The organism is Janthinobacterium foliorum, assembly GCF_978021625.1.
On record NZ_CDXDQE010000003.1, the window covers coordinates 238,321 to 259,207 of the forward strand.

General features: G+C 64.1%; 18 protein-coding genes. 7 read left to right on the top strand and 11 right to left on the bottom strand.

The genetic code is table 11. The annotated features are described in order from the left end of the window. Nucleotides 1-4 precede the first annotated feature (4 nt). From ACZ92H_RS08540 to ACZ92H_RS08560, 5 genes are all read left to right on the top strand, one after another. On the top strand, nt 5-1,465 hold the full coding sequence (locus ACZ92H_RS08540) for an aspartate aminotransferase family protein (protein WP_131373414.1): 1,461 nt from the start codon (nt 5-7) through the stop codon (nt 1,463-1,465). Nucleotides 1,466-1,695: 230 nt separating this feature from the next. After that, on the top strand, nt 1,696-2,844 hold the full coding sequence (locus ACZ92H_RS08545; RefSeq protein WP_465048996.1) for an ABC transporter ATP-binding protein: 1,149 nt from the start codon (nt 1,696-1,698) through the stop codon (nt 2,842-2,844). Between the two features lie 7 nt (nt 2,845-2,851). Continuing rightward, on the top strand, nt 2,852-3,781 hold the full coding sequence (locus ACZ92H_RS08550) for an ABC transporter permease subunit (protein WP_131373416.1): 930 nt from the start codon (nt 2,852-2,854) through the stop codon (nt 3,779-3,781). After that, nucleotides 3,778-4,629, top strand: coding sequence for an ABC transporter permease (locus ACZ92H_RS08555; protein ID WP_465048997.1), 852 nt, complete (start codon nt 3,778-3,780; stop codon nt 4,627-4,629). The genes ACZ92H_RS08550 and ACZ92H_RS08555 overlap by 4 nt, the downstream gene beginning before the upstream one ends. A 30-nt stretch (nt 4,630-4,659) precedes the next feature. Then, complete coding sequence (locus ACZ92H_RS08560; protein ID WP_465048998.1) at nt 4,660-6,147, top strand: aldehyde dehydrogenase; 1,488 nt, start codon at nt 4,660-4,662, stop codon at nt 6,145-6,147. A gap of 141 nt (nt 6,148-6,288) precedes the next feature. On the opposite strand, the gene panB is transcribed toward ACZ92H_RS08560, so the two are convergent. The 6 genes from panB to ACZ92H_RS08590 form a co-directional block, all read right to left on the bottom strand. Then, complete coding sequence (gene panB / locus ACZ92H_RS08565; protein WP_465048999.1) at nt 6,289-7,164, bottom strand: 3-methyl-2-oxobutanoate hydroxymethyltransferase; 876 nt, start codon at nt 7,162-7,164, stop codon at nt 6,289-6,291. Between the two features lie 108 nt (nt 7,165-7,272). Then, on the bottom strand, nt 7,273-7,761 hold the full coding sequence (folK, locus tag ACZ92H_RS08570) for a 2-amino-4-hydroxy-6-hydroxymethyldihydropteridine diphosphokinase (RefSeq protein ID WP_465049000.1): 489 nt from the start codon (nt 7,759-7,761) through the stop codon (nt 7,273-7,275). An 8-nt stretch (nt 7,762-7,769) separates the two neighbouring features. Next, a complete protein-coding gene (gene pcnB / locus ACZ92H_RS08575; RefSeq protein WP_465049001.1) occupies nt 7,770-9,146 on the bottom strand; it encodes a polynucleotide adenylyltransferase PcnB in 1,377 nt (458 codons plus the stop codon). After that, the gene (locus ACZ92H_RS08580) at nt 9,139-9,810 is read right to left on the bottom strand and encodes a histidinol-phosphatase (protein ID WP_131373704.1); all 672 of its coding nucleotides are present in this window, start codon (nt 9,808-9,810) and stop codon (nt 9,139-9,141) included. The genes pcnB and ACZ92H_RS08580 overlap by 8 nt, the downstream gene beginning before the upstream one ends. Beyond that, nucleotides 9,810-10,478, bottom strand: coding sequence for a DnaA regulatory inactivator Hda (hda, locus tag ACZ92H_RS08585; RefSeq protein ID WP_131373421.1), 669 nt, complete (start codon nt 10,476-10,478; stop codon nt 9,810-9,812). The genes ACZ92H_RS08580 and hda overlap by 1 nt, the downstream gene beginning before the upstream one ends. Nucleotides 10,479-10,680: 202 nt before the next feature. After that, nucleotides 10,681-11,763, bottom strand: coding sequence for an AI-2E family transporter (locus ACZ92H_RS08590; protein WP_131373422.1), 1,083 nt, complete (start codon nt 11,761-11,763; stop codon nt 10,681-10,683). Nucleotides 11,764-11,951: 188 nt separating this feature from the next. Between ACZ92H_RS08590 and purM the strand changes: the two genes are divergently transcribed. Then, nucleotides 11,952-12,995 (top strand): phosphoribosylformylglycinamidine cyclo-ligase, encoded by a 1,044-nt coding sequence (gene purM, locus ACZ92H_RS08595; RefSeq protein ID WP_070220403.1) that lies wholly within the window; start codon nt 11,952-11,954, stop codon nt 12,993-12,995. A 108-nt stretch (nt 12,996-13,103) separates the two neighbouring features. Here the strand turns inward: purM and ACZ92H_RS08600 are convergent, their stop codons facing one another. Together ACZ92H_RS08600 and ACZ92H_RS08605 are read right to left on the bottom strand one after the other, a co-directional pair. Further along, the gene (locus ACZ92H_RS08600; protein ID WP_465049002.1) at nt 13,104-14,435 is read right to left on the bottom strand and encodes an MFS transporter; all 1,332 of its coding nucleotides are present in this window, start codon (nt 14,433-14,435) and stop codon (nt 13,104-13,106) included. A 167-nt stretch (nt 14,436-14,602) separates the two neighbouring features. Beyond that, nucleotides 14,603-16,219: a GMC family oxidoreductase gene (locus ACZ92H_RS08605; protein WP_465049003.1), complete on the bottom strand. Its 1,617-nt coding sequence runs from the start codon at nt 16,217-16,219 to the stop codon at nt 14,603-14,605. Between the two features lie 164 nt (nt 16,220-16,383). On the opposite strand from ACZ92H_RS08605, the gene ACZ92H_RS08610 reads away from it, so the two are divergent. Beyond that, nucleotides 16,384-17,232, top strand: coding sequence for an IclR family transcriptional regulator (locus ACZ92H_RS08610; protein ID WP_465049004.1), 849 nt, complete (start codon nt 16,384-16,386; stop codon nt 17,230-17,232). Here ACZ92H_RS08610 and ACZ92H_RS08615 read toward each other — a convergent pair. The 3 genes from ACZ92H_RS08615 to ACZ92H_RS08625 all read right to left on the bottom strand — a co-directional run bounded on the left by ACZ92H_RS08615 (nt 17,229) and on the right by ACZ92H_RS08625 (nt 20,845). Then, nucleotides 17,229-18,455: a 6-phosphofructokinase gene (locus ACZ92H_RS08615; RefSeq protein WP_131373426.1), complete on the bottom strand. Its 1,227-nt coding sequence runs from the start codon at nt 18,453-18,455 to the stop codon at nt 17,229-17,231. The two genes, ACZ92H_RS08610 and ACZ92H_RS08615, sit on opposite strands and share 4 nt — an antisense overlap. A gap of 33 nt (nt 18,456-18,488) precedes the next feature. Next, nucleotides 18,489-18,644, bottom strand: coding sequence for a hypothetical protein (locus ACZ92H_RS08620; RefSeq protein ID WP_465049005.1), 156 nt, complete (start codon nt 18,642-18,644; stop codon nt 18,489-18,491). 179 nt (nt 18,645-18,823) lie between these two features. Further along, nucleotides 18,824-20,845 (bottom strand): S9 family peptidase, encoded by a 2,022-nt coding sequence (locus ACZ92H_RS08625; protein ID WP_465049006.1) that lies wholly within the window; start codon nt 20,843-20,845, stop codon nt 18,824-18,826. Between the last annotated feature and the right edge of the window lie 42 nt (nt 20,846-20,887).

The window sequence follows — 20,887 nt, forward strand, 5'->3', positions numbered from 1 at the left end:
ACCAATGAATACATCCAACAATCCGCTGGCGCCGGGCGCCGCCCTGGTCGCCTCCGTGGCGCAGAAAAACGCGGCGCCGCAGGTCTACGACACGGCCGCCATCCAGCAGATGGATTCGGCCCACTACCTGCATCCGTTCACCGATTTCCAGGACCTGGCCAGCAAGGGCGCGCGCGTGATGGTGCGCGGCGACGGCGTCTACCTGTGGGATAGCCAGGGCAAGAAGATCGTCGACGGCATGTCGGGACTGTGGTGCGTCAACGTGGGCTATGGCCGCACGTCGATTTCGCAAGCCGTGTACCGGCAGATGGAGACGCTGCCGTTTTATAACAGCTTCTTTGGCACGACGAACGTGCCGGCCGCGCAGCTGGCCGCCAAGCTGGCGCAACTCTCTCCGCCGCAGTTCCAGCACGTGTTCTTCACCAGTTCCGGCTCCGAGGGCAACGACACGAATGTGCGCATGGTGCGCCGCTACTGGGACATCCTCGGCCACAAGGAGCGCCACACCATCATCAGCCGCCACAACGCCTATCACGGCAGCACGGTGGCGGGAGCATCGCTGGGCGGCATGGATGGCATGCACGCGCAGGGCGGCTTGCCGATCCCCGGCATCGCGCATATCGGCCAGCCCAACTACCTGGAGTCGGGCCATGGCTTGAGTCCGGAAGCCTTCGGCCTGAAGGCGGCCGGCTGGCTGGAAGACAAAATCCTCGAGATCGGCGCCGACAAGGTGGCCGCCTTCATCGGCGAGCCGGTGCAGGGCGCCGGCGGCGTCATCATCCCGCCTGCCACTTACTGGCCCGAGATCCAACGCATCTGCGACAAGTACGGCATCCTCCTGATCGCCGATGAAGTCATCTGCGGTTTCGGGCGGCTGGGGCGCTGGTTCGGTTCCGACCTGTTCGGCATCAAGCCCGACCTGATCACGTTTGCCAAGGGCGTCACGTCCGGCTATGTGCCGCTGGGCGGCGTGCTGGTGGGCGACCGCGTCGCCAAGGTCCTGATCGAGCAGGGCGGCGAATTCACGCACGGTTTTACCTATTCCGGCCACCCCGTGGCCTGCGCGGCCGCGCTGGAAAACATCCGCATCATCGAGGAAGAACAATTGGTGGCCAGGGTGGCCGACGATACGGGGCCCTACCTGAAACAGTGCTTCGCCAGCCTGGGCGAGCATCCGCTGGTGGGCTACGCGGACAGCTGCGGCCTGGTCGCGGGCCTGAACCTGGTGCGCAAGAAGGGCGCTACCGTGCATGACAATGAGCTGTTCGACGAGGACCAGGGCGTGGGCATGATCTGCCGCGGCCACATGTTCGACAATGGCGTCATCATGCGCGCCGTGGGCGAGCGCATGATCGTCGCCCCGCCGCTGGTGATGACGCGCGCGCAGATCGACGAGATGGTGGGCTTGATACGCCTGTGCCTGGACAAGACCCTGGCGGACGTGCAGGCCAAGGGCTGGGTGTAGGTTTTCGTAGCATCATCTTGTTGAACCAAAATGCAAGGGCCGGGGTCGTGCCCTGAGGGTACGACCCCGTGGTTTGCTCCTGGGTTGGTGTCGGTTTTTGCCCAATTTTGCCGCCATCTGCGCATTTTTTGGACCGCAATGGCGGCAGTTCCGCTAAACTTCCATCTTGGCCGCTCCTACAGCGGCCAGTTTTTCATTTTGACACCCTCTTACCCAGAAGCTACCCACACATGACGATAGCAACACCTGCCGCGTCGGCCCGCGACGCCCAAGCGCCTTTTCTGCTGATTGATCAGCTGGTCAAGGAATTCGATGGCGTGCGCGCCGTCGATGCGATTTCCGTGACGATCAACAAGGGCGAGATCTTCGCCCTGCTGGGCAGTTCCGGTTGCGGCAAGTCGACCCTGCTGCGCATGCTGGCCGGCTTCGAGACGCCGACCTCGGGCCGCATCGCCCTGGCGGGCAACAGCATCGTCGACGTGCCGCCGCACCAGCGCCCCATCAACATGATGTTCCAGTCGTACGCGCTGTTCCCCCATCTGTCCGTGTGGGACAACATCGCCTTCGGCCTGCGCCGCGACGGCTTGCCGAAAGCGGAAGTGGCGGCGCGGGTCGAGCAGATGCTGGCGCTGGTGCAGCTGGGCCAGTACGCGAAGCGCAAGCCGCACCAGCTCTCGGGCGGACAGCAGCAGCGCGTGGCGCTGGCGCGCAGCCTGGCCAAGCGGCCGCAGTTGCTGCTGCTCGACGAGCCGCTGGGCGCGCTGGATAAAAAACTGCGCGAGCGCACGCAGATGGAACTGGTGAACATCATCGAGCAGGTGGGCGTCACCTGCGTAATGGTCACGCACGACCAGGACGAGGCCATGAGCATGGCCACGCGCATCGCCGTCATGAGCGAAGGACGCATCTTGCAAGTGGGCGCGCCAGGCGAAATCTATGAAACGCCGAACTGCCGTTTCGTCGCCGATTTCATCGGCAGCGTCAACCTGTTCGATGGCCGCATTACGCAGGATGAGCCCGACCACGTGGTGATCGCCACCCCTGACGGCGAGCACTATGTCTCGCATGGCATCACGGGCAACCTGGGCATGGATGTCTCGGTGGCCGTGCGCCCTGAAAAAATCGGCATCCAGGTCGAACCGCCTGCCCTGGAAGAACGGGCGTCGCCGGCGGAACACGGCTACAACTGCGCCCAGGGCGTGATCGTCGCCATGGCGTATTTTGGCAATGAAACCAGCTACCACGTGCGCCTCGACAGCGGCACGGTGGTGAAAGTCTCGCGCACCAACGCGGCCCGCCACGACGCCGCGCGCCTCGAACGCGAACAGCGCGTGTGGGTATGGTGGGATGGCGCCGACATCGTCGTGCTGACCAGCTGAGGCCATCATGACGTCCCTTTTGCAATCGCTGCGCAGCCTTGTCACCCTGCGCTGGCTCACCGGCCGCAACGCCGTTATCGCCGTGCCGGCGCTGTTCCTGACGGCCGCTTTTTTAGTCCCCTTCCTGATCGTGCTGCGCATCAGCCTGTCCGACATGGACACGGCGGGCAGCCCGTTCGGCGGCTTGCTGTCGTATGTCGACGGCATCGTCGTGCTGAAGGTGAAAATCGCCAACTACCTGTTCATCGCCGCCGATGAACTGTATCTGCTTACCTATCTCAGTTCCCTGAAATACGCGGCGATCACCACGGCCATCTGCCTGTGCATCGGCTACCCGTTCGCCTATTTCATGGCGCGCGCCAGGCCGTCCATCCGTCCGGTGCTGATGATGCTGGTGATGCTGCCGTTCTGGACTTCCTTCCTGCTGCGCGTGTATGCGTGGAAGGGCATCCTGGCCAACCACGGCCTGCTCAACGACCTGCTGCTGGCGCTGGGCATCGTCAGCGAACCGCTGCACATGATGAACACTTCGTTCTCGCTGGTCGTCGGCATGGTGTACGCCTACCTGCCCTTCATGATCCTGCCCCTGTACGCCAACCTGGTCAAGATGGACATGCGTTACCTGGAAGCGGCGGCCGACCTGGGCGCCACGCCATTGCAGGCGTTCTGGCGCATCACCGTGCCCCTGTCGAAGTCGGGCATCATCGCCGGCGCCATGCTGGTGTTCATCCCGTCCGTGGGCGAATACGTGATTCCCGAGCTGCTGGGCGGCCCTGAAACGTTGATGATCGGCAGGGTGCTGTGGGATGAATACTTCACGAATAACGACTGGGCCATGGCCTCGTCGGTGACGGTGCTGGTGATCCTGCTGATCCTCGTGCCGATGGCCATTTTTAACAAATACAAGACGGATCAGGGCACGGAGAAGCAAGCATGAACGGACGTAATTTCCTGCAGCGCTGGTTCGGGCGTGGCTGGCTCTCGCTGGGCTACCTGTTCCTCTACCTGCCCATCATCGTGCTGATCGTCTTCTCCTTCAACAGCTCGCGCCAGGACATGGTGTGGAGCGGCTTTTCGCTGCGCTGGTACCGGGAGCTGATGAGCGATGCGGAAATCATATCCGGCTTTGGCCTGTCGCTGAAGATCGCCTTCATGTCGGCGACGTCTTCCGTCATCCTCGGCACGTTTGCCGCCTTTGCCTTGACCAGCTACCAGCGCTTCCGCGGCCGCACCGTGTTTTCCGCCATGGTCAGCGCGCCCTTGGTGATGCCGGAAGTGATCATCGGCCTGTCCCTGCTGCTGATGCTCGTGTCCATGCAAAAGGTCTTCGGTTTCCCCGAGCGGGGCGTGCTGACCATCTGGCTGGGCCACACCCTCTTGGGCATGGCGTATGCGGCCGTGGTGGTGCAGTCGCGCCTGCAGGAAATGAGCAAGTCCCTGGCGGAAGCGGCCATGGACCTGGGCTGCCGCGCGCACCAGGTGTTCTTCCTCGTGACCCTGCCGAACATCACGCAGGCGCTGGCATCGGCCTGGCTGCTGACGTTTACCCTGTCGCTCGACGACGTGGTGCTGTCGGCCTTCCTGTCCGGCCCCGGCTCGACGACCATGCCGCTGGTGATCTTTTCGCGCGCGCGCCTGGGCCTCGATCCGCGCGTCAATGCCATCGCGGCGCTGACCATCCTCGCCGTGACCATCGCCGTCATCGCCTATGCCGTGATGCTGGCGCGCGCCGACCGCAGACGGCGCAGGCAGGTGTCTGCGGCGTATGCGGCGGATCAGGAGTAAGCTGGCGTCTTCACCTTTGAGGAGACGACGATGACGGAAAACACCAGCTGGCATGCACGTGCCGCCGAGCTCAAGATCGATGGCCGCGCTTTCATCGACGGCGCACGGGTAGGGGCCGTATCCGGCCAGACCTTCGACAAGCTGTCGCCCATCGACGGGCGTTCGCTGGGGCCGGTGGCGCGCTGCGATGGCGCCGACGTGGACGCGGCCGTGCAGGCCGCCCGCGCCGCCTTCGACGACCGCCGCTGGGCAGGAAAGTCGCCGGCGCAGCGCAAGCGGATATTGATCAAGTTTGCCGACCTGGTGCAGCAGCACGGTCCCGAGCTGGCCCTGCTGGAAACCCTGGACATGGGTAAACCAATCAAATACAGCCAGAGCGTGGACGTAGGCGCCACGGCCAACTGCCTGCGCTGGTATGGCGAGGCGATCGACAAGGTCTACGATGAAATCGCCCCCACGCCCGCCAACAGCCTGGCCCTGATCACGCGCGAACCGGTGGGCGTCGTCGCCGCCATCGTGCCGTGGAATTATCCGATGATCATGGCGGCGTGGAAGATCGCGCCGGCCCTCGCCGCCGGCAACAGCGTGATTTTGAAACCGTCCGAAAAATCCCCGTTGACGGCCCTGCGCCTGGCCGATATCGCGCTGCAGGCAGGAATTCCACCGGGCGTCTTCAACGTGCTGCCCGGCTATGGCAATGAGGCGGGCGCCGCGCTGGCCCTGCACATGGATGTCGATTGCATCGGTTTTACCGGTTCCACGCGCACGGGAAAACTGATCGTGCAGATGGCGGGGCAGTCGAATCTGAAACGGGCCTGGACTGAGCTGGGCGGCAAGTCCGCCAACATCGTCTGCGCCGATTGCCCGGACCTGGACAAGGCCGTGGCCACCGCCGTCGGTTCCATCTTCTTCAACCAGGGCGAAAGCTGCAATGCGCCGTCGCGCCTGTTCGTGGAAGAGTCGATCAAGGATGCGTTCATCGCCAAGGCGCTGGCCATGCTGCCCCGCTTCCAGCCCGGCGACCCGCTCGACGAGGCCACCGTCATGGGCGCCATCGTCGATGCCACGCAGATGAACACGGTGATGGGCTATATCGCCTCCGGCAAGCAGGAAGGCGCGCAGCTGCTGGGCGGCGGCGACGCCGTGCGCGCGGATACGGGCGGCTACTATGTGCAGCCCACCATCTTCGGCGTGGACGCCGGCATGACGATCGCGCGCGAAGAGATTTTCGGACCCGTCCTGTCCGTGCTGAGCTTTACGGATATCGCCGAGGCGGTGCAGCAGGCGAATGCCACGCCGTACGGCTTGCAGGCGGCCGTGTGGACGTCGGACATTACCAAGGCGATCCAGACGGCGCGCGCCCTGCGCGCCGGCACCGTGCACGTCAACCAGTACGACGGCGACGACATCACCGTGCCGTTCGGCGGCTACAAGCAGTCAGGCAACGGGCGCGACAAGTCCTTGCACGCGCTGGATAAATACACGGAATTGAAGACGACGTGGATACAGGTGGGGTAGGGGTTTGTGCCTGTGGTGTTGTCGGATTACGGCCTGCGGCCTCGGCGGCCCCGCCTAATCCGACCTACCCGACCTACGGCGTTGATGGTCTCGTAGGTCGGCTTGGCGCGCAGCGCGTAAGCCGACTTAGAACAAACTACATCAGAAGCAGTGTTCCAGCGCCGGGAAGCTGCCATCCTTGACGGCTTTCACGTAGCCGGTGACGGCGTCGTCGATGCTGGCGGCGCCTTCCATGAAGTTGCGCACGAAGCGCGCCTTGCGGCCTGGGAAAACGCCCAGCATGTCGTGCATGACGAGCACCTGGCCCGAGCAGTCGGGACCGGCGCCGATGCCGATGGTCGGTATCGTCAGCATGTCGGTCACTTCCTTGCCCAGCTGCGACGGCATGGCTTCCATCAGCACGATGGCGGCGCCCGCGTTTTGCAGCGCCAGCGCGTCGTTCTTCAGTTCGGCGGCGCTTTCCGTGCTCTTGCCCTGCACTTTATAGCCGCCCAGCTGGTGCACGGATTGCGGCGTCAGGCCGATGTGGGCGCAGATGGGGATGCCGCGTTCGCTGAGGAACTTCACGGTGTCGGCCAGCCAGGCGCCGCCTTCGATCTTGATCATGTGCGCGCCCGCCTGCATCAGGATGACGGCGTTGGCGTACGCCGTTTCAGGCGTGCCGTACGCGCCGAACGGCAGGTCGGACATGATCATGGCCGACTTGGCGCCGCGCGCCACGGAAGCCGTGTGGTAAGCCAGTTCGGCCACGGTGACGGGCAGGGTGGAGTTGTGGCCATTGCAGACCATGCCGAGCGAATCGCCGATCAGCAGGATCTCCACGCCGCAGCGGTCCATCAGCGACGCGAAGCTGGAGTCATAGCAGGTCAGCATGGTGATCTTTTCACCGGCGGCGCGCAGCGTGGCCAGGGTGTGGATGGTCACGGCCTTGTTGGCGACAGGCTTGGATGGCGCCGGCACCGGTGCGGCGGCCTTCTCTTTGGCGGCCAGATCTGTTCCTTGCAAATAAGCGGACATAGGTATTCTCTAGAGTAAAAGGGGGTGATGCGATTGCGACGCCGCTAGTGTAGTACTTTATGCGGCGTGCTGCAGGAGCGGCATTGTAGAGGATGGAAGCGAAACGGTTCAGAGCTGGCTGATGGCCTGGCCGGCCACGCCGGCAAGGTAGTCCTGCGCCGGTCCCAGTCCGGGCACGGCGATGGCCGGCGCCAGGGCCAGCAGCGGCACCAGCACGAAGGCGCGCTCGGTGATGCGCGGATGCGGCACCGTCAGGGTGGCGCTGGCGATCTGCTCGTCGCCGTACAGCAGCAAGTCCAGGTCCAGGGTGCGCGGCGCGTTGCGGTAGGGCCGCTCGCGCCCGTGCGCCGCCTCGATGGCGTGCAGGGCCAGCAGCAGGTCTTCGGCGGGCAGGGTGGTCGCGATGCGCGCCACGGCGTTGATGTAGTCGTCGCCGCTCGCATCGATGGGCGCCGTGCGGTAGCTGGCCGAGGCGTCCACCAGGGACGCGCCGGGCAGGCGCGCCAGGCGCGCGATGGCATCCTGCACGTTCGCGCGCGCGTCGCCCAGGTTCGCGCCGATACCGATGTAAGCGATAACTTCCGTTGCTGGCTGCATTGCCACGATCATTCGCCGCTGGTGCTGCCGGTGGTGCTGCCGCCGCCGGACGTCGATTTGCTGCGCGTGCTGCGGCGCGGCGGGCGCTTCTTCTTGACGGCGCCAGGGGCGGCATTCGCGCTGACCAGCAGGGCTTCGCGCGTTTCCTCGTCGCCTTCATAGAACGCGGTCCACCATTCGCCGATTTCCATGTCGATCTCGCCCGAGGCGCAGCGCAGCAGCAGGAAGTCGTAGCCGGCGCGGAAGCGCAGGTGCTCCAGCAATTTGTACGGGGCCTTGCCGACGCGGCGCTCGAAGCGCGGCTGCATCGACCAGATGTCGCGCATGTCGGAGCCGATCTTGCGCTGCAAGGCCAGTTTTTCCGTTTGCGAATCGAGCACGTCGTCGGCCGCCAGGTGCAGCGCGGGAATCGTCGATTCGCCGGCGGCGCGGTAGGCCGTCCATTTTTCCAGCACCTGGTGCCACAGCAGCGAGGCAAACAAAAAGCCTGGCGAGACGGTCTTGCCGGCGGCGATGCGGGCGTCCGTGGCGTCCAGCGCCAGGGTGACGAATTTCGCGCCCAGCGGCTGCTCCAGCACCACGTCGAGCAGCGGCAGCAGGCCGTGATGCAAGCCTTCCTTGCGCAGCTGCTGCAGGCAGGCCAGCGCGTGGCCGCTCATCAGGAGCTTGAGCATTTCGTCGAACACGCGCGGCGCGGGCACGTTGTTGATCAGCGGCGCCATGACGGGAATCGGCGCGGCGGTGGCCGGCTCGATGGTGAATTTCAGCTTGGCGGCAAAACGCACCACGCGCAGCATGCGCACGGGATCTTCGCGGTAGCGCTCTTCCGGCTTGCCGATCATGCGCAGGGTCTTGGCGCGGATGTCTTCCACGCCGCCATGGTAGTCCAGCACTTCCTGCGTGGCCGGGTTGTAGTACATGGCGTTGATGGTGAAGTCGCGGCGCAGGGCGTCCTCGTGCTGCAAGCCGAAGGTATTGTCGCGCAGGACGCGGCCATGTTCATCCTTGGGCGCGGAATCGGCGCCGGCGCCGCGGAAGGTGGTCACTTCCAGCAGGTCCTGGCCGAACATCACGTGCACGATCTGGAAGCGCTTGCCGATGATGAAGGCGCGGCGGAACAGTCGCTTGACCTGTTCCGGCGTGGCGTTGGTGGCGATGTCGAAGTCTTTCGGCTTGACGCCCAGCAGCAGGTCGCGCACGGCGCCGCCGACGACAAAGGCCTCGAAGCCCGCTTCCTGCAGGCTGCTGGTGACGCGGATGGCATTCGACGACACCAGCTTCGGGTCGATTCCGTGTTGCGCGGGACCGAGCACGACGGGGGCCGTGGTGTCGCGCGCTGCCTCTTTTTTAACGCCGAGGATCTTGCGGATGAATTTTTTAATCATTGAATAAGTGGAGTGATGGCCAGCCGTGGAGGGATGCATGTGCGCTCAAGGCGGCATTGGGATTGGTCGCGACAGGGTGGGTAACGACCGACAGCAAGGGAATGTCGTTGTGCGAATCGCTGTAAAAATAGCTGCGCTCGAACTGCCCCAGCTCCTTGCCCATCTTTTCCAGCCAGGCATGGGTGTGGGTCAGCTTGCCCGCGCCCAGAGTGGGCGTGCCCAGCAGCTTGCCCGTGACATTGCCGGCGTCGTCGTACTCGGGCATGGCGGCCAGCAGGTGTTCGACGCCCAGCGCTTCGGCGATGGGTTTGGTGATGAAATGGTTGGTCGCCGTGACGATGGCCAGCAGGTCGCCTGCGTCCTGGTGCTGCTTCAGCAAGGCGACGACTTCGGGGCGGATCGCCGGCATGACCACTTCGGCCATGAACTGGCGGTGCAGCGCTTCGAGGCGTTCGCGCGGGAATTGCGCCAGGGTGCCCAGCGAAAATTCCAGGTATTCCACCGGGTCGAGGGTGCCGGCCTGGTATTGCGCGAAAAATTCGTTGTTGCGGCGGGTGAATTCGGCGGCGTCCACGGCACCGATGCGTACCAGGAATTCGCCCCACTCGTGATCCGAGTCGATGGGCAGCAGGGTGTGGTCGAGGTCAAACAGGGCCAGATTCATCATTCTTTCGCTTCCGCCTGCAGCAACTCGCGCAATAAAGGCAAGGTGATCGGGCGTTGGGTTTCCAGGGAGTAGAGGTCAAGAGAGTCCAGCATCGTCGACAGCGAACGCATGTCGCGCCGGAAATGGGACAGCAGATAGGGTAACACGCCCGGCGACAAGGTCAAGCCGCGGGTGCTGGCCGCCTGGGTCAGGGCGGCGATTTTTTCATCGTCGGTCAAGCCGTGGATCTGGTAAATCAGGCCCCAGCCCATGCGCGTGCGCAAGTCTTCGCGCACGGGCAGCACGGCCGGCGGCACGGCGCCGCTGCACACCATGAACGCCTGGTTGGCGCGGATTTCATTGAACAGGGCAAAGGCGTCGATCTGCGCCAGCGGCGACAGCTTTTCGCAATCGTCGAGCAGGTACAGATCCACGTCGGGCGAATACACGAATTCGGACTCGATCGAGAATGGCGAAATGTAGCGCGCGCGCTCGGTGCTGGCCAGGGCCTTGAGCAGATGGCTCTTGCCGGCGGCCAGTTCGCCCCACAGGTAGGCAAAATGCTCGCGCGACGTGCGCGCGGCGAACTGGCGCATCAGCTGCGCCACTTCGGCATTCTGTCCCACCTCGAAGGTATCGAGGCTGTGCGCCTGGTCTGTGCCTAAATCGAGCACCAGTTGTTTCATGGCGTACGCCTTGTCCTGTTTTTCATTACTGCGTATGCGTCGTCGTCGCTGTTGTTAGTTTCATATTGTAATCATATCGGGTGCCTGACAGAAGCGTAGCGAGCGGCAGCAATTTGTGGCCGAGAAGCGCAACCGTACTGTAGTACGGTGAGCATCGCCGGCCGCAAAGTGCGACGCGCAGTCGCTTATGTCAGTCACCTTGTCATGCATTATAGAAGGTGCTGGACAGGTAGTGGCGTCTTAGATGCTTAAAAGCGACCATCAGCACGGCAGAAGCGGGCAAGGCGAGCAACACGCCGACGAAACCGAACAGTTGTCCGAAGGCCAATAAGGCAAAGATCACGGCCAGGGGATTGAGGCCGATGCGCTCGCCCACCAGGCGCGGCGTGAGGAAAAAGCCCTCGATGACCTGGCCGCAGCCGTAGATGACGGCGACGGCGATCACGCCGCTCCAGTCGGCGAACTGCAGCAGGGCGGCGATCAGCGCCAGCATCAGGCCCAGGCCGAAGCCCAGGTAGGGAATGAACACCAGCAAGCCCGTGATGATGCCCACTGGCAATGCCACCTCGAAGCCGGCGATGGCCAGCGCCGCCGAGTAGTACGTGGCCAGCACCAGCATCACCAGCAGCTGGCCGCGCAGGTATTGCGCCAGCAGGGTGTCGACTTCCTGCGCCATGCCCACGGTGCGGCCCACCCAGCGGCGCGGCACGGCAGCGGCGATGCGCGCCAGCATGGGATGCCAGTCCAGCAACAGATAAAACAGCACCACGGGGATCAGCACGACGGTGGCCAGCCAGCCCAGCACGGCCGTGCCGCCGATGCGCGCCGAGGCCAGCACCGTGCTCCAGATTTCATCGCCGCTGGTGGCCATCTGCTGGCTCAGCATGCGCTTGATGCCCGTGCCATCCAGGCGCACGCGGATGCCCAGGTCGCGCAGTTTCGGCGCCAGGAACTCGTTGGCCTTGCTGAGAAACTGGGGAATCTGCGCCTGCAGCAGGGGGATTTCCTTTTGCAGCACGGGCACGACGATCAGCACCAGCGCCGTGATGGCGAGGAAAAACAACACCACCACGACCAGCACGGCCAGCGGGCGGGGCAGGTAAAAGCGCCCGTAGTGCAGACGCTGCAAGCGGTCCACGCCGGGATTGAGCACGTAGGCGAGGATGGCCGCCGCCAGGAAGGGCGTCAATATGGGCCCCAGGCTGACGAGCAAGAGCAAAAATGCCAGCCAGACCGCGATCCAAAATGCTGTTTGCTTCTGTTCGGCGGTGATCGGAAATGGCATGGAGTTTGGGCTGTTGCGTTAAAAAAAGGCAGTTAATTACGAAATTGTGGGGGCAGTTTGATAAAATAGCGACTTGATCGACCGAATTCACCGGCTGGCCGCCTGTCGCAGGGTGTCAAAAACATCCACGCGCGCGCGTGCTGGCGGGTATCCGCCTTCTATTTTACCGCCTCCGCTGCCCCCACACCATGAACCAGACTTCTAATGTTTCCCTTTCCTACCGTGACGCTGGCGTCGATATCGACGCAGGCGACGCTTTAGTCGAAGCAATCAAGCCGTTTGCCAAGCGCACCCTGCGCGAAGGCGTGATGGGCGGCCTGGGCGGTTTTGGCGCCATGTTTGAAATCAGCAAGAAATACAAGGAACCGGTCCTGGTCTCGGGCACGGACGGCGTGGGCACGAAATTGCGCCTGGCGTTCGAACTGAACCGCCATGACACGGTCGGCATCGACCTGGTCGCCATGAGCGTCAACGATATCCTGGTGCAAGGCGCCGAACCCCTGTTCTTCCTCGACTACTTCGCTTGCGGCAAGCTGGATGTGGCCATTGCCACCGACGTCATCAAGGGCATCGCCCAGGGTTGCGAACAGGCCGGCTGCGCGCTGATCGGCGGCGAAACGGCGGAAATGCCGAGCATGTACCCTGCCGGCGAATACGACCTGGCCGGTTTTGCCGTTGGCGCCGTGGAAAAATCGAAAATCATCGACGGCACCAAGATCGCCCCGGGCGACGTGGTGCTGGGCCTGGCCTCGTCGGGCGTGCACTCGAACGGCTATTCGCTGGTGCGCAAGATCATCGAAGTGGCGAAACCGGACCTGGAAGGCGACTTCCACGGCCGCAAGCTGGCCGACGTGCTGATGCAGCCGACGCGCATCTACGTCAAGCCATTGCTGGCGCTGATGGATGCCATGGAAGTCAAGGGCATGGTGCACATCACCGGTGGCGGCCTGGTGGAAAACATCCCGCGCGTGCTGCAGCCTGGCCTGGTGGCCGAGCTGGACTCGAAGGCATGGACCATGCCGCCGCTGTTCACGTGGCTGCAGCAGCACGGCGGCGTGGCTGACGCCGAGATGCACCGCGTCTTCAACTGCGGCATCGGCATGACCGTCATCGTCGCGCAGGAAAACGCCGACGCCGCCATCGCCCAGCTGCAAGCGGCCGGCGAAACCGTCTCGCGCATCGGCACCATCCGCGCCCGCGTGGGCGACGAGCATCAGACCATCGTTATCTGATCGCACCTGACCAAACCTGCCGCGCTGCGCCTTTGTCAGGCGCCGTGGCGTTCGTCAGAAAAAAGCAGGCCTCTTTGAGAGCCTGCTTTTTTTATGCCAGTTGCCAGCTTACCTTGCGTGCGCCGGCTTCATATGGCCTTCCGGCTGCGCGCCGTTCTTGCCGATCATGGCCACGCTGACGGCCGAGACGAGGGACGCGAACAGGATGTAGCCGACGATGTGCCACGGCTCGCCGTTGCCCGTCTTCAGCAGGTAGGTGGCGATGATGGGCGTCAGGCCGCTGGCGAAGATGCCGGAGAACTGGTAGACGAAGGAGATGCCCGTGTAGCGCACCTTGGCGTCGAACAGGTCGCAGAACAGGGCAGCTTCCGGGCCATACACGGCCGAATACAGCACGCCCAGGGGGATGATCACGGAGCACCACAGCAGCAGCGGATTGTCGGCGTGGTTGAGCATGATCCAGAAGGCGGGGATGGCCGACACGCCCGTGATCAGCGACCCCCAGAAAAACACCTTGGTGCGGCCGACGCGGTCCGACAGGCGGCCGAAGAAGGGGATGCAGAAGCACATCACGACGGCGGACGCCATCACCCCCATCAGCGCTTCCGTGCGGTCGATCTTGATGGTGTTGGTCAGGTAGGTGATGGAAAACACGCCGAAGATATTGAAGAACACGCCGTCGATGTAACGCGCGCCCATGCCTTTCAAGACATTGCCCGGATAGCGTTTCAGCAGGTCGAAGAAGGGGATCTGCGTCTCCGCGTTCTTTTCCTTGACGGCCTGGAATTCCGGCGTTTCCATCACGTTCAGGCGTATCCACATGCCGATGAAGACGAGGGCGGCCGACAGGATGAAGGCGACGCGCCAGCCCCACGACAGGAATTGCGCATCGCTCAGGCTGTACGAGAGGATGGCCACCACGCCGGAAGCGAGGCACAGGCCGATGGCCAGGCCGATCTGCGGCAGGCTGGCGTAGAAGCCGCGGTCCTTCGGCGGCGCGTATTCGTACGCCATCAGCACGGCGCCGCCCCATTCGCCGCCCAGGCCGATGCCCTGCAGCACGCGCAGGAACAGCAGCAGGCCGGGCGCCCAGTAGCCGATGTGCTCATACGTGGGCAGCACGCCGATGAGGAAGGTGGAGATGCCCATGATCATCAGCGTCATGACCAGCATGCTCTTGCGGCCGATCTTGTCGCCGAAGTGGCCGAAGATCACGCCGCCGATGGGACGCGACAGGAAGCCCACGGCGAAGGTGCCGTAGGCCAGCATGGTCGAGACGAGCGGATCGCCGCCCGGGAAATACAGCTTGCTGAACACGATGCCGGCGACGACGCCGTACAAGAAGAAGTCATACCATTCGATGGTGGCGCCGATCACGCTGGCCATCACGACTTTCCGCAGCTCTTTGGCCTTTTTCGGATGGTTGGGATTGTTGTCCATATCTAGTCTCCAATCGATATCGATTATGTATTTTTTTTAGATGGTTGGGTTGCGGCCGCCGCGCTGATGGCGCGGCGGCCGGTACAACAGGGGCGGGCCGGTCTGCCCGCCGCTGGCATCCTCCTTGGTCGGGTGGAACGGGAAGTGGAAATCGCCGCGGGCGCCGGCTACGCGGCCCTGGGCAGGCGCACGGCGTCTGCCAGGATCATGTCGGCGGCTTTTTCGGCGATCATGATGGTGGGCGCGTTGGTATTGCCCGAGACGATTTCCGGCATGATCGAGGCATCGACCACGCGCAGGTTCTGCATGCCGTGCACGCGCAGGCGCGCGTCGACGACGGCCAGCGCGTCATGGCCCATCTTGCAGGTGCCGCTGGGGTGGTAGATGGACTGGCTGAAGCGCCGCGCCGCGTCCAGCAGCTGCGCATCCGTCTCGAATTGCGGGCCGGGCACGAATTCGGCAATGATGTGCGGCGCCAGCGATGGCGCGGCGGCGATTTTTCGCGCCACGCGCAGGGCCGCGATCGCCGTCTGCTGGTCGCGCGGGTCGGACAGGTAGTTCGGGTAGATGCCCGGATAGGCGAGGGGATCGGCGGACTTGATCGACACATGGCCGCGGCTGTGCGGGCGCAGCTGGCAAACGGACGACGTAAAGGCGGAAAACGGATGCGCGCCTTCGCCCGGCTTGTCGGCACTCAGCGGCTGCATGTGGAACTGGATGTCGGGCCGCGTGACTTCCGGCGAAGACTTGGTAAACACCGTCACCTGGCTGGCCGCCAGGGTCAAGGGGCCCGAGCGGGAAAACACATATTGCATGCCCACCCACAGCTTGCCCCACAGGCTGTTGACTTCATCGTTCAGGGTTTTCAAGCGCGTCTTGAAGACCAGGCGGATTTGCAGGTGGTCTTGCAGGTTCTGACCCACGCCGGGCAGGTCGTGCACCAGCGGCACGCCCACTTCGTCCAGCAGGGCGCGCGGGCCCACGCCCGAGCATTGCAGGATCTGCGGCGAACCGATGGCGCCCGCGCATAAAATCACTTCGCCGCTGGCGCGCGCCTGGCGCAGCTGGCCATCCTGGCGGAACTCGATGCCGACGGCGCGCTTGCCCTCGAACAGCACGCGGGTGATTTGCGCCCGCACTTCCACGCGCAGGTTGGCGCGCTTGCGGGCGGGCCGCAGGAAGGCTTTCGCCGTGCTCCAGCGCAGGCCATTGCTGGCCGTCTGCTGGAAGTAGCCGACGCCTTCCTGCGTGGCGCCGTTGTAGTCGGCATTGAAGGGGATGCCGCTTTCCGTGGCGCCGGCGATGAAATGTTCGGCGATGGGGCGGCGCAGGCGCAGGTCCGACACTTTCAAGGGGCCGCCGACGCCGTGGTAGTCGCTGGCGCCCCGTTCCTGGTCTTCCGATTTCTTGAAATAGGGCAGTACCTCGGCATAGCTCCAGCCAGGGTTGCCCAGCTCGGCCCAGCGGTCGTAGTCTTCCTTCTGGCCCCGCACATACAGCAAGCCGTTGAGCGAGCTGGAGCCGCCCAGCACCTTGCCGCGCGGCCATTGCAGCTGGCGCCCGGCGATGCCGGCGTCCGCTTCCGTGCGGTAGCACCAGTCCAGGTTCGGGTCGTGCATGGTCTTGAAATAGCCGACCGGCACGTGGATCCACGGATTGTTGTCCTTGCCGCCCGCTTCCAGCAGCAATACCTGGTTGGCGCTGTCATGCGACAGCCGGTTGGCCAGCACGCAGCCGGCCGAACCGGCGCCGACGACGATGTAATCGTAGTGTGTTTGCAACATGATGCTTGTCTCCTGCGTTGCGGTATCGCCGCCGCCTCGACGGGCGTTTTTTGCGATACACTGGTCTTTATTGATTATTTTTGGAACGTCTTGTTCCATTTATAAAAGACGTGCAGCGCCGGGACAAGCGGAAAAAGCCGCATACGCGAGAGGTGAAACAGAACATGCATGATGCGTTTCAAAAACAGGCAGCCGGGGCCGAAGAGGGAACTCACACGGGCGGCCAGTCCGGCGCCAGCGCGGCGGCCAGCCATGGCGACGAGGCACGGGGCTTGCGCGTGCTGCGCCTGATCGAGCACCTGGCCAGCGCCAGCCAGCCGCTGACCCTGTCGCAGCTGGCCACGCGCATGCAGGTGCCCAAGGCCAGCATGATGCGCCTGCTCGATACTCTGGAGCAGCACGGCTATGTGCTGCGCACGCCCGTGGGCCGCGGCTACGTGCCCGGTGCCGCGGCCACCAACCTGGCGCTGGCGACCCTGCGCAACAATGCCCTGATCCGCGTCAGCCGCAGCATCCTGGGCAGCCTGGTGGCGGCCACGGGCGAGACGTGCAACCTGGCCATTCCCGAGGGCAACGCGATCGTCTACGTGGACCGGGTGGAAACCCAGGAACCGCTGCGATTGCACCTGGTGCTGGGCACGCGCGCACCCATGCATTGCACGGCCAGCGGAAAACTGTTCCTGGCGCACATGACGTTATTCGAGCGGCGCGAACTGCTGGCCATGCTGAGCCTGGAAGCGCGCACGCCGAAAAGCATCACGGATCCCGCCCTGCTGGAGCGCGAGATCGTGCGCATCGCCCGCCTGGGCATCGGCATCGACGACGAGGAATTCGTGCACGGCATGGTGGCCGTGGCCGTGCCCATCTGCGCGGCCGACGGGCGCATCGTGGCGGCCGTCGCCTGCCACGCGCCCGTGGCGCGCAAGTCCGTGGAGCAGCTGCTGCAGCATGTGCCGCAGCTGAAGGAGGCGGCCGTGAAACTGCGGCCGCTATTGCTGGCGGAAAGCCACTAAGGCTTCAAGACTTTCGCCACTTTGGCGGCGCGCAGGCGGAAGGCGTCCGGCATGCCGGAACCGAGCAGCGGGCGCAGGTACAGGCGGAAGGCATCCGTCACGTCCGTGCCGCTGGCGCTGATGAATTCGTCTTCCATGGTGCGCGTCTTGCCCGCCACGTCGGTCAGCGGCAGCAGAGCGTAGTCGACGGAATAAAAGCCCGTGCGCTTGATGGCCACGGAACCATCGCGGTCGCCCCACATGGCGAATTGCACGGCCTTTTCGCCCACTTCCCTCGCTTCGCGCTGGTCGACGTCGGAAACGCAGCCGATGAAGGAGCGCTGCAGATAGCCGAAGGTATCGCCGCGCACGCGCTTGATGCCCAGCTTGTCCTTGATCTCGTCGCACAGCAAATCGGCCAGCGCGCCCGTGCCGGACAATTGCACGTTGCCGTGCGCATCGCGTTCCACCTCATTGCCCACCTGTTTGGCCAGCAGGCTGGCGATCGGTTCGCCCGACGCATCGTGGATGCCTTCCGAGACGGCGATCACGCAGCGTCCGTACTGGGCATACGTGGCCCTGACGTCGGCGAGAAATTGCTCCAGCACGAAAACGCGCTCGGGCAGGTAGATCAGGTGCGGACCATCGTCGGGGAATTTCTTGCCCAGCGCCGAGGCGGCCGTCAGAAAGCCCGCATGGCGGCCCATCACCACGCCCACATAGACGCCGGGCAAGGCTGCGTTGTCGAGGTTGGCGCCGGCGAACGCCTGTGCGACGAAGCGCGCGGCGGAGGGGAAGCCGGGCGTGTGGTCGCTGCCGACCAGGTCGTTGTCGATGGTTTTCGGGATGTGGATGCAGCGCAGCGGATAGCCGGCCTTGTGCGCCTCCTCGCTGACGATGCGCACCGTGTCGGACGAGTCGTTGCCGCCGATGTAAAAGAAGTGTTCGATCTCGTGCGCGCGCAGCACTTCGAAGATTTGCTGGCAGTAGGCGATGTCGGGCTTGTCGCGCGTGGAGCCGAGGGCCGACGAGGGCGTGGCGGCCACCAGTTCCAGGTTATGGCTGGTTTCCTGCGTCAGGTCGACGAATTCTTCATTGACGATGCCGCGCACGCCGTGCAGCGCGCCATACACGCGCGTGACATGCTGGAAGCGCCGCGATTCGAGTACCACGCCCACCAGCGACTGGTTGATGACGGCGGTGGGGCCGCCCCCTTGGGCGACAAGAATTTTTCCAGACGGCATGAGTTTTCCTCGTGAGTGGAACGGTCCTCCAGCCTACTCCTTTTTTGCCGCCGCGCTATTTTTTCCGATGTATTTGTCGAGGAATTTTTCGCTCTGCTGCCAGAAGTCGACATGGGTTTGCGGCAGGACCCAGTCGTGTCCTTCCTCGGCGTATGCCACCCATTCCATCTGCGCATTGCTCTTGCGCACGGCATCGTAGCACTGGCGGCGCGGAGGGCTGGGCCAAGGCAGGCCGCGCGCAGATGCAGGCAAGCAGCAGGGCAGCGCGCAGGATAGGGGGGACATACATAAGCGCTCGGCAATCAGAGAGTGGGAGGATCGGGGGATTTCCTGCCGGGCGCTGGCGTCTGCGGCGCCCGGCGGCGGCCTTACGGGGCGCTGGCAGGCGCTGGCGCCGGGCCGATGCTGCGCGCCAGCAGTTTCTCGGCGCGCGTCCAGAAGTCGACATTGTTTTTTTGCAGTGCCCAGCCATGGCCTTCCTCGCTGTACAGCACCCATTCCACATGCGGATTGGTCTTGCTGACGGCCTGGTAGAACAGGCGGCCCTGGCTTGCAGGCACGCGCCGGTCGGCGCCGCCATAGCCGAGCAATAACGGCTGCTTGATGCGGGCCGCCTGCTGCAACGGTGACGTCGCCTGCAGTTGCGCGGCATCGAGCACGGCATCGCCGACCATGTCCTTCATGCCGCTTTTCTTGTAGGAGTCGGCCAGGTCGGAATCGCCGCTCCAGTGCCCGTCGCGCATCATGTTGATATCGGTCACGCCGACCCAGCTGATGCCGCACTTGAACAGCTCGGGATCGTTGAGCAAGCCCATCAATGTAGAGTAGCCGCCATAGCTGGCGCCGGCGATACAGATGCGTTGCGGATCGGCATAGCCCTTGGCGATGGCCCAGCGGGCGCCATCGGCGATATCGTCCTGCATCTTCAAGCCCCATTGCTTCCAGCCAGCCTTGTAATGGGCCGCGCCATAGCCGGTGCTGCCGCGGTAGTCCGGTTCCAGCACGGCATAGCCGCGCGAGGCCAGGAACTGCGTCTCGCGGTTCCAGTCCCAGTGGCCGCCGCGCACCCAGGGACCGCCATGCACCATGACCACCATGGGAAGATTCTTGCCGGCATGCCCTTTGGGCAAAGTCAGGTAGGCGGGAATCGTGAGGCCGTCGCGGGCCTGGTAGCGCACCAGGGTCTTGCGCGACATTTGCAAAGGGTCGATGGCAGGATGGCTGCTGCCCACGGGCATGAGCTGCCCTGTTTCGGTATTGAAAATGAGCACGGTTGCCGGCTGCACGTCCGAACTTGCCGTCACCAGCACGAACGGTGTTTCCGAGCGCTTGGCCACGGAGACGATATTCACGGTGGCCGGCAGCAGGGCATCGACCTTGGCCTGGACGCCATCGAGCGTCTTGTCGAACCAGACTGTGCCGGCCGCATCCGTTTCAAAGCGCATGCCCAGCAACTTGTCGGCGCCCTGCACGGGAATGCCGGAAAAATCGTAGCCGGGCGTGTTCGCCAATGGCGCACCCAAGATGGTGCCGGTGGCCAGGTCATAGCGGTACACGGCGTCGGCGCCCTGGTAGCTCGCGTGCACGTAGAAGTTACCCTTGGCATCGAAGAAGGCCGGCGAAAAATCGCCCGGTGCCGCCAGGTACACGTCGCTCTCGCGCAGTTTGCGCCAGGGGGCGCCGGCCTGCTCGCGATACAGCAGGGTGCGCTTGTTGTCATTGATCGTCAGGGCGATGCGCACTTCGCCCTTCTGGTCCAGCATCCAGCCCTGGGCATCGGCCACCGTGGCGGCCACCTTGCTGATGCCCGTCACGGTATTGAGACGCAGCAGCGCCTGCGAGGCGATGCCGGTGGTGCTGAACTGGGCTTGCGTGACATACACGTCATCCGTGCCGTGCTCGCCGCTGGCGCTGAGCAGTCGCGTATTCCAGCCCAGCATATCGCGCGCGCCGCGCGTCGAGGTGCGCGAATACGTGTTGCTGGCCAGCTGGCGATAGCCGCTGCCATCGATATTGATCGCATACAGGCCGGGGCCATACTGGATATCGCCCTGGGCGATATTGCGATCCATCACGCTATACACGATGCGTTGTTCGTTGACCCAGGCGATGCTGCTGATATCGGCATCCTCGAAGGAAGTCAGGGCCTTCACTTGCATGCCCGGCAAATCGACCGTGTAGAGCTGGACCCGTCCATGCTTGGCGCTGACCAGCACGGCGACATGGCGTCCGTCCGGCGACAGGACGGCGCCGCTGAGCGCTGCATTGGCAAAGAAATCGGCGGCGGGAATCGCTGCCGCTGCCGGAACGGGCGCGGCTGCATGGGCTGATGTGCTGGCGGCGGCCGGTAACAGGAAGGCAAGGGTAAGACAGGCAATACTGGACCGCATGGACACTCCGCTTCACGTTGCAAGATACAGTATTCTTTTTGA

Bases quoted from the DNA above. Each gene is read 5' to 3' on its own strand.
- ACZ92H_RS08540 (WP_131373414.1), top strand. From the start codon at position 5: ATGAATACATCCAACAATCCGCTGGCGCCGGGCGCCGCCCTGGTCGCC.
- ACZ92H_RS08545 (WP_465048996.1), top strand. From the start codon at position 1,696: ATGACGATAGCAACACCTGCCGCGTCGGCCCGCGACGCCCAAGCGCCT.
- ACZ92H_RS08550 (WP_131373416.1), top strand. From the start codon at position 2,852: ATGACGTCCCTTTTGCAATCGCTGCGCAGCCTTGTCACCCTGCGCTGG.
- ACZ92H_RS08555 (WP_465048997.1), top strand. From the start codon at position 3,778: ATGAACGGACGTAATTTCCTGCAGCGCTGGTTCGGGCGTGGCTGGCTC.
- ACZ92H_RS08560 (WP_465048998.1), top strand. From the start codon at position 4,660: ATGACGGAAAACACCAGCTGGCATGCACGTGCCGCCGAGCTCAAGATC.
- panB (WP_465048999.1), bottom strand. From the start codon at position 7,164: ATGTCCGCTTATTTGCAAGGAACAGATCTGGCCGCCAAAGAGAAGGCC.
- folK (WP_465049000.1), bottom strand. From the start codon at position 7,761: ATGCAGCCAGCAACGGAAGTTATCGCTTACATCGGTATCGGCGCGAAC.
- pcnB (WP_465049001.1), bottom strand. From the start codon at position 9,146: ATGATTAAAAAATTCATCCGCAAGATCCTCGGCGTTAAAAAAGAGGCA.
- ACZ92H_RS08580 (WP_131373704.1), bottom strand. From the start codon at position 9,810: ATGAATCTGGCCCTGTTTGACCTCGACCACACCCTGCTGCCCATCGAC.
- hda (WP_131373421.1), bottom strand. From the start codon at position 10,478: ATGAAACAACTGGTGCTCGATTTAGGCACAGACCAGGCGCACAGCCTC.
- ACZ92H_RS08590 (WP_131373422.1), bottom strand. From the start codon at position 11,763: ATGCCATTTCCGATCACCGCCGAACAGAAGCAAACAGCATTTTGGATC.
- purM (WP_070220403.1), top strand. From the start codon at position 11,952: ATGAACCAGACTTCTAATGTTTCCCTTTCCTACCGTGACGCTGGCGTC.
- ACZ92H_RS08600 (WP_465049002.1), bottom strand. From the start codon at position 14,435: ATGGACAACAATCCCAACCATCCGAAAAAGGCCAAAGAGCTGCGGAAA.
- ACZ92H_RS08605 (WP_465049003.1), bottom strand. From the start codon at position 16,219: ATGTTGCAAACACACTACGATTACATCGTCGTCGGCGCCGGTTCGGCC.
- ACZ92H_RS08610 (WP_465049004.1), top strand. From the start codon at position 16,384: ATGCATGATGCGTTTCAAAAACAGGCAGCCGGGGCCGAAGAGGGAACT.
- ACZ92H_RS08615 (WP_131373426.1), bottom strand. From the start codon at position 18,455: ATGCCGTCTGGAAAAATTCTTGTCGCCCAAGGGGGCGGCCCCACCGCC.
- ACZ92H_RS08625 (WP_465049006.1), bottom strand. From the start codon at position 20,845: ATGCGGTCCAGTATTGCCTGTCTTACCCTTGCCTTCCTGTTACCGGCC.